Source organism: Amycolatopsis sp. NPDC003861 (assembly GCF_053605405.1).
The window spans coordinates 45,691-53,012 of record NZ_JBSGJD010000033.1; the positions used below are offsets into that span (position 1 = coordinate 45,691).

Annotated in this window: 9 protein-coding genes; 8 read left to right on the forward strand and 1 reads right to left on the reverse strand. The window is 67.1% G+C overall.

Annotated elements, in window-relative coordinates; genetic code table 11:
* Positions 1–64 precede the first annotated feature (64 nt).
* The 6 genes from ACWEVN_RS11690 to ACWEVN_RS11715 all read left to right on the forward strand — a co-directional run bounded on the left by ACWEVN_RS11690 (position 65) and on the right by ACWEVN_RS11715 (position 4,774).
* Positions 65–1,696: a Scr1 family TA system antitoxin-like transcriptional regulator gene (locus tag ACWEVN_RS11690; protein ID WP_452051206.1), complete on the forward strand. Its 1,632-nt coding sequence runs from the start codon at positions 65–67 to the stop codon at positions 1,694–1,696.
* Positions 1,697–2,351: 655 nt separating this feature from the next.
* Positions 2,352–2,777: a YbaB/EbfC family nucleoid-associated protein gene (locus tag ACWEVN_RS11695; RefSeq protein ID WP_452051207.1), complete on the forward strand. Its 426-nt coding sequence runs from the start codon at positions 2,352–2,354 to the stop codon at positions 2,775–2,777.
* Positions 2,774–3,079: a hypothetical protein gene (locus ACWEVN_RS11700; protein ID WP_452051208.1), complete on the forward strand. Its 306-nt coding sequence runs from the start codon at positions 2,774–2,776 to the stop codon at positions 3,077–3,079. The genes ACWEVN_RS11695 and ACWEVN_RS11700 overlap by 4 nt, the downstream gene beginning before the upstream one ends.
* Positions 3,076–3,441 (forward strand): hypothetical protein, encoded by a 366-nt coding sequence (locus ACWEVN_RS11705; RefSeq protein ID WP_452051209.1) that lies wholly within the window; start codon positions 3,076–3,078, stop codon positions 3,439–3,441. The genes ACWEVN_RS11700 and ACWEVN_RS11705 overlap by 4 nt, the downstream gene beginning before the upstream one ends.
* A gap of 2 nt (positions 3,442–3,443) precedes the next feature.
* Positions 3,444–4,169 carry a hypothetical protein gene (locus tag ACWEVN_RS11710; protein ID WP_452051210.1) on the forward strand — a complete coding sequence of 242 codons (726 nt, stop codon included), beginning with the start codon at positions 3,444–3,446 and terminating at the stop codon, positions 4,167–4,169.
* The gene (locus ACWEVN_RS11715) at positions 4,166–4,774 is read left to right on the forward strand and encodes a DUF3558 domain-containing protein (RefSeq protein ID WP_452051211.1); all 609 of its coding nucleotides are present in this window, start codon (positions 4,166–4,168) and stop codon (positions 4,772–4,774) included. Before ACWEVN_RS11710 ends, ACWEVN_RS11715 begins: the two co-directional genes overlap by 4 nt.
* Positions 4,775–4,945: 171 nt before the next feature.
* Here the strand turns inward: ACWEVN_RS11715 and ACWEVN_RS11720 are convergent, their stop codons facing one another.
* Positions 4,946–5,470, reverse strand: a complete 525-nt coding sequence (locus ACWEVN_RS11720; RefSeq protein WP_452051212.1) for a hypothetical protein — start codon at positions 5,468–5,470, stop codon at positions 4,946–4,948.
* A 611-nt stretch (positions 5,471–6,081) separates the two neighbouring features.
* Here ACWEVN_RS11720 and ACWEVN_RS11725 point away from each other — a divergent pair.
* Positions 6,082–6,480 (forward strand): DUF7715 family protein, encoded by a 399-nt coding sequence (locus ACWEVN_RS11725; protein ID WP_452051213.1) that lies wholly within the window; start codon positions 6,082–6,084, stop codon positions 6,478–6,480.
* A 46-nt stretch (positions 6,481–6,526) separates the two neighbouring features.
* The coding region (locus ACWEVN_RS11730; RefSeq protein ID WP_452051214.1) for a DNA-processing protein DprA at positions 6,527–7,322 on the forward strand (796 nt) is incomplete at its 3' end.

Consider the following 7,322-nt stretch of genomic DNA (forward strand, 5'->3'; position numbering starts at 1 on the left):
CGTCCGGACAGTCCCTCGACCTGCTGACCACCTCAAACCCGCTACGACATCGACCCGGAAAAACATGACAACCCGCGAAACCAACCGTAAAAAACATCCCGCCGCCTACCGCCCCGCAGCCATCGGCGTCGGCATCAAACTCCGCAGCCACCGCGAGCAACGCGGCGCCAAGCTGCGACCTCTTTCCGAATCAATCGGCTTGTACGCACAGCTGCTATCGAACTGGGAACTTGGTATTCGCCTCCCAGGGCCAACCGAGGCAGCTTTCGTGCTCGGAAAACTGGAAGTCGACTACTCCATCGCGCAGCGCGTCATCAACCTGGCCATCCAGGGAAACATTCCAGACCTGGTCGACACCGATCACCGGGACCACGCAGCGATCGGCTGGCACTACGAGCACCTCGCCGACCAGACAACAGTCTGGGCTCCCACACTCATCCCCGACCTGCTTCGCACACCGGAACACGACCTCAGTGTGCTCAATCACCCCCTGGCCGACGCCCACGCCGAGGCATACGCCTTCGCCTTGCGCCAGCGACGCGAAGACATCGCCGACCCCCAGCGTCACTACACCTTCTTCATCGGCACCACCGCACTGAGCACCTGCCCCCCACAGCTGGTCCACGACCAGCTCGCTTACCTCCAGAAGCTGGATCGGCACAGCAATATCACCATTTCGATCGTGCCGGCGGAGGTATGCCCGCCCGGTCTGATCGCCCCGTTCTCTCTCTTCGAGACCGACAGCACCACGATCGCCGCAGTCGTCCACCACTATCACGCCAGCACCTACATCACCGACTCCGATGCACTGAGCCGCTACCGCGAAACCGTGACCCGGCTGCGGAACCTGCACCTGATCACCGTCGGCGCCGCAGCAGAACATCTACGGCTGCGCGCACCGCTTCCGGCTAGCGGCTCTCCTGAACTCGGCAGCTCGGCGTTCATCGGCGACGATGATTCTGAAGCAGGCACACCCTCGGACAGACCTCGCGACGACGGCCTACCGCCACGGACAGCAGCCGCCGCCGAGCCATACCCGTGTCCCATGCCCCTATCTGCGCCGTCTCCATCTGCAGAGCACCACGGTGACAACGCCGGCTCGCAAACGCACCCTGTGCCGTTGCAAGCCCAAGACCAGGCAACGCTGATCTTCACGCCAGGCCAGCTGGTTCTGGGAAAGCAGGTCGCCCGACTGCGCACGGCGCGCGGCCTCGCCCAAGATCGACTCGCGACGGCGACCGGCGTTGCCCTGTCCCGGATTCGGAAGTTGGAGCACGCCAGAACTGCCATCACAGCACTCGCCGACATCGCGGCCCTGGCTGACGTTCTCGGGGTATCGCGCATCGAAATGGCCGCGGCAGCGCTGCACGATTTCCACATCCACTTCGACCTGCACCCGACAACACCGCAAGACACCTCCACGATTTCCGACACAACCACCTCGCGCTCACTCGGCAACTGGGTCTGCACCGAACGGAAGACGCGTGGACTCACCCTCGATGACGTGGCCCTCCGATCAGGAATCCCCCGGGAAACCCTGGCCCTCTTGGAGAACAACGACCTCGACGTCACCCTTCCTGCCATCATCAAAGTGGCCGATGCACTGCGCATTTCCCGACAAGCGCTGACGATCGTTGCGGTATCCGGGTTCCCGAGGCGCCCGGCTCGCGGCCAGCAGCAGAAGTCCGATCTGTGACCCGGCCCAAGATCCGGGTCCGACAACGTGCTCCCCCCGTTGTGCACCAAGCCGATGGCCGGCGGGAGGCGGCTGTTCCTCGTCGACCAGCCATCTCCACCGCTGCCAGTTCTTCGAGGCGTCCGGTATGACCAAGCAGGCGTGTCCGTGATCGCGGTGTGCGGGCCACGAGATCGAGTGGCCACCCGCGTCGCCGCCGTCGCGCGGATTCCGATGCTGTCCGGCGTTGCCGCCGCAACCGCCGACATCACCGCACGGTCGTCTACGCCGGCGCCGAATTCCTCCAGCTGCTCGACCACGACGACCCGAACCGGCACTCGTTCGAGGCCACCCTCCTCACCCAGGCCACGACGATACCGGCAAACCGGCAGCGGTCGCGGCGGCGGGCGGCCACTGCCTCAGCAACTCACCCAGCCCGCCGAGCAGGCGCGGATGAGCGCGGAGGCGAAGAAGATCCTCGCCGGCTTCCGCACCGACTTCCGCCACCCCACCCCACCCTCTGGCGGCAATTCGCGACCATCGTGACCTACACCGCTCTCTACCGGTTCCGCTTGCACCACGCCACGGTCGCAGTAAGGTGCACGCCGGGCACGTTCTGTCATTTCGGCAGAACCTGGAGTAGGGGAAACAGCATGTACACCGTCGTGGCGCCATCATGACCGCACCACACCGCGACCTGCGGCTTCTGCAGCAGCAAGCCGCCGAGCTCGACGCGCAGCTGGCGGCCGGACGCCACACCGCGCGCTCAGCCGACCAGCTGATCACCGCGACCGTGACCGGCCAGGAAAAGCTGCTCGGCCTGCGCATCGACGACCGTGCCGTGCACGGCGCTCACGTCCAGAAGCTCGGGTTGAGCATCGTCGAAGCCGTCCGCAACGCCCGCGCCGCGGCCCAAGCGTCGGCGCTGCCACACCTGAACGCCCTCTTCGGCAAACACCCGCCGTCGTCGCCCACCACCACGCCGGCGCCGCCGGCAGCCGAACCGGCACGGCGCGCTGCCGTGCCGGCTGACGACGAGAGCTTCGAGGAACTCGACTTCCTCACAGACGACGAGCCCGAGACCGGAGGTGGTCGCTGGTGAACAGCGAAGAGCGGCTCTACCACCTCGCAAAGGAAATCGACGCCCGCGTCGCCGCCGTCGAGCACGCCGCGAAGACCGGGGAGAGCTTGCCGCTGGTCCTCGACATCGGCGCCAACCTCGGCACGATCACCGTCGACGGCCTGGGCGGCCTCGTCTCGGTCGACCTCGACCAGAACGCAGTCGCCGCGCAGACCGGCGCCAGCCTCGCCGGGCACGTACTGCGCGCGATCACCAACGCCGAATCCGCGGCCGCGACCCGGCGCAAGAACATGCTCGACGATGCGGCACGGGAGACCCGATGAGCAGCGGCAACTTCAACCCCCTCGGCAACGCCGCAGCCGGTTCGAGCTTCGAGGTCTACCCCGAAGCCCTGCGCAAAGCCACCGACGACATCTACGCCGCCCGCGACAAAGTCGCCACGTTCGCCCGCGACGACCTGGCCCACATCGTCCTGCGCGACGACGACGTCGGGATGCTCGGCGTCCAAGCCGACGTTGTGCGCATCTTCAACGAGACCATCGCCCACATGCGGGACAAAACCGACAAAGGTGCCATGCAGCTCGAGCGGCTCGCCGAAGCACTCGACAAGGCCGCCGACTACTACGAGACCCAGGACGAGGCGGACTTCAAGCGGCTGCGCGATCTGGAGAAGGGGCTCAACTGACCATGACACCACCTCTCGCGCCGCCCGACCCTCGAGCGCAACCGCAGCCCTACCCCACCGACGCTGATGCCAAAGTCCGGCAGATAGCCCAGCTCTTCGGCCAGGACAACGTCCTGCGGCTGCTGAACGACGTCCGCAACCGGCTGCTGGGCAATGCCCTGCAGGTGCAGTCCATGGCAATGGAGTTCGCGCAGAAGAAGAAGCTCAGCGACGCCGGCGACGACGTCGCCCAGGCCGTCCTGGCTGTGGCCGGCACCTGGAGCGGCCGCGGCAAGGAACAGTTCGCCGGGTACGCCGAACTCGCCGGCAAGGCACTCGAGGGACAACAGGAAGTCGTGGCGAGCATGTCCGGAATCCTCGCCGAGATCGCCGGCTGCATCATCGACACCTACGCCAAAGCCATCGAGTTCATCGGCAACTGCGCCGTCGAGCTGGGCAAGGTCGGCTACAAGACGATCATCGCGATCGCGACGGCGGAAATCCCCATCATCGACGTCATCACCTCCAAGGAGGTCGTCGACACCGTCGCGGACGCGCTGTTCGACCTGGTCAAGTCGGTCAGCGACCTGTTCGGGCAAGCCTTCGAAACCTTGGGCAAGTTCCGCGGTCAGGCCATCGCCCTCGTCCAAGGCAACACCGAATTCCCGGACATGCCGCCGATGCCGGGCAACTCCGGCATCGACGACCAACGGCAGTGGCGGGTCGACCCGTCGGCGGCACCGGCATGAGGGCACCCGCGATCGCGTGCGCGACACTCCTGTCGGTCAGCCTGCTCGCCGGCTGCGGACCATCCGCACCGCAACGAGTGCTCTCCCAGCCACCAGCACCGGCGCAGACCGGCGCTCCCCTGCCGCTCGACCGCGTCGACACCCCCGTCAACCTGGCGAAGTTCGACTCCGACCCGTGCAGCCTGCTGACCAAGGAGCAAGCCGCAGCCGTGGTGTCCGACCCGCCGGACGGGATAAAGCCGTTCAGGCGTACGAGCCTCCCGGCGTTCGGGTGCTCCTGGCCGAACCCGGCCGGCGCTCTGCTGGTGGCGTTGAAGCCGGTCCAGGGCCCGAAAACACTCACCGAGCTCTCGACGTCCCCGTTGAAGCGCAGCGGCGAACTGGAGCCGTGGACGGAAACGTCGATCCGCGGCCTCCCCGCAGTCGTCTACCACCAGTTGGGGTCGACCGAAGAGTGCTCGGTCTCGGTCGAGGTCACCGCGGACCAGATGCTGACCTTCGAAATCGAGGGCAAGGACCTCCGCGGAAACTACTGGGACACCGACCGCTGCGGCGGCGTCGCCAAGATGGCCGAGTTCGTGATCGGCAACCTGCAGCAACGCTGACACCAAGCCACCGGACACCACATCGGTTACCGCACGCACAAACAGACAACCGGCGACCATCGAACGCACACCGTTGCGCGATCCCTGCCCTCGCCCGGTAGATCCGGGATGAGAGCAGGGTGGACCCAGGACGACTCGTCAGCATTCGATTCCGCTGCTGCGGCGACAGCGTCATGGGCACCGGGGCACTACCGGTGTCCCAGCTCCGCCGGGACCAGTGTGCTGCTCGACTTCCCACAGGTCTCCACGCACCCACCCGTAGGTGCCGCCGCGGTAGGACCACCCCCACGCGTGCCCATCGGAGGCCCGCCGAGTGCACGACACCCAAAACGCGGCGCCATAGCCGATCGTGCCGAGCACCGGACCGTCAACGGGCCGCGACCGGATGCGCGCGCCGTCCGCGGTCGCGATGACCGCGATCCAGCCCTGCGCCGTCGCGGCCGACATCGGTCGAGCGTGCGACGACAGGTGCGTAGGCCAGATGAGAGTTCCGTCGGGCGCGACAGCCGGCGTGTCCGCGTTGCCCTCACCTTCGCCGACCGCGCCGATGTCCAGTTGTCCGGTCACGACGCCGACGGCGGGTGAGAGCTCCGTTGCCTGGACCGGCGCCGCGCCGGCCATCGTCACACTCGTCAGCGCTCCGAACGTCAGCAGTGACGCGGCGATCCGCTTCGTGTACAAATGGCTCGTTGTCATCTGGAGACTCCTGTCTTGGGTTGCGTGCTGACGGCCGCTGGACAGAAGGTTCATTCGAGCGTGGGGGCAACGGCTCATCAGCACGCGCAAGAAAAACCGACCCTTCGTTCCTGACTGGAAACGCCTCAGCCTGAGGTGTGGCCGCTGATGAACACAGCCAGGTGGAGTCGGTCAGCGATATTTTGGCTCGGGAGAGGCGCCCTCCCCAGTGCCCTCTCCCGAGCCGGGAACCCTTCTACCGCGGGGGGTTGAAGCGGATCCGGATCCCCAGAAGGGTCCATTGTGGCCGCTCCCTGTGGACCACCGTGGATCACCTTCTAAAACCCAGAGTGCCTCAAAAATCAGTAATTCGCCACAAGTGTGTCGGGTTTTCTAATAATAACTTTGAGTGTCGGGCTATGCGCTATACGCAGCATCCGACGACATCCTCCCCGGGCAGGCGCCCGCTGGATGTGGCTGCAGCTAGTGCAGCAGACCCGCGATCCGGGGCAAGCCCACCGTCCACGACAGACACCGCCGCCCTCGCGTGGCCGGCTTGCCCCGGACCCGCAGGGCCCACTGGCGAAGGCCGCGTCCACCGCCCACCGGGCGCAGCCACCGAGGAGGAAACCGTGCTCAAGTACTTCGTCTCCACCCACCGCACCCAAGGTGAACGGGACAACGACTCCAACAGCATCCCCGGGACCGAGATCGTCGACCTGGCCAGCCTCTCGCACGAGGATCCGGACCACCCGTACTGCGGCTGCGCACGCAGCTTCGTCGGCATCAGCAGCCGCCAGACCACCACAACCGCCGAAATCGTCGAATCCGACATGACCCCGACGGACTACGTCCGCCGCTTCCACGCCGCCTTCGCGGCCATGGGACTTCCGGCCACGCCCGACCTGCGCGCCAACGTCGGCAACGCCGCAACAGAGCTGCTGCAACTGGCTGCCGCGTGGCCGGTCGGCACCGTCGTCGAACGCCGCTGCCACGAGATCCGCGTGCGCCGCTTCCCCAACGAAACCTGAACACCCTCACCCCCTCATGCCCAGCACATCGCCTCAAGGAGTCCTCATGCTCGATTTCCCCGACGTGCGGCGCGCCCGCGCGTTCCTCCAGCACGCCGCCGACCCCACCACCCCGTCCCTCGCCCGCTACATCGCCGAGGTCGGGCCCGTCAACGCCGCCCACCACGTGTCCGAACGCACCGCCCCCACCGAAGTCCTCAACGAGTGCCGCCCCGACGCGAACTGGCAGCTCGCCGACACCAGCCTGCAGGCCGCAGCCAGCCTCGGTGGCCAGTTCGTGATCCCCGAGGACGACGCTTGGCCCGCCGACGTCTTCACCGGCCTGAGCGCCCTGGCCGCCGACGGCGACACCCTCGGCGGTCCGCCGCTGGGCCTGTGGATCCAGGGCGACGTACGGCTGGCCGAGCTGGCGGCCGCGCCCTCGGTCGCGATCGTGGGCTCCCGGGCCGCCACCGCATACGGCGAACACCACGCCTCCGAACTCGCCTACGAGCTGGCCAACCGGAGTGTGCCGGTGATCTCCGGCGCCGCCTACGGCATCGACGGCGCAGCACACGCTGGCGCGCTCGCCGCCGACGGCGTGACCGTCGCCGTCCTGGGCTGTGCGATCGACGCCGGCTACCCGGCAGGGCACGTCACCCTGCTGAACCGGATCGTCCGCTCCGGTGGCGCGGTCGTCACTGAGTACCCGCCCGGCACCCCGCCGGCGCGGCACCGCTTCCTCGCCCGCAACCGGCTCATCGCCGCTTCTCCGGGACTCGTCAGTCTGTCGTGTGATGTTGCGTTGACCGCCCACGTGGGAGGTCTTGCGACGGTTCTCTGGGGGTGTGGTTCTGTGGCTC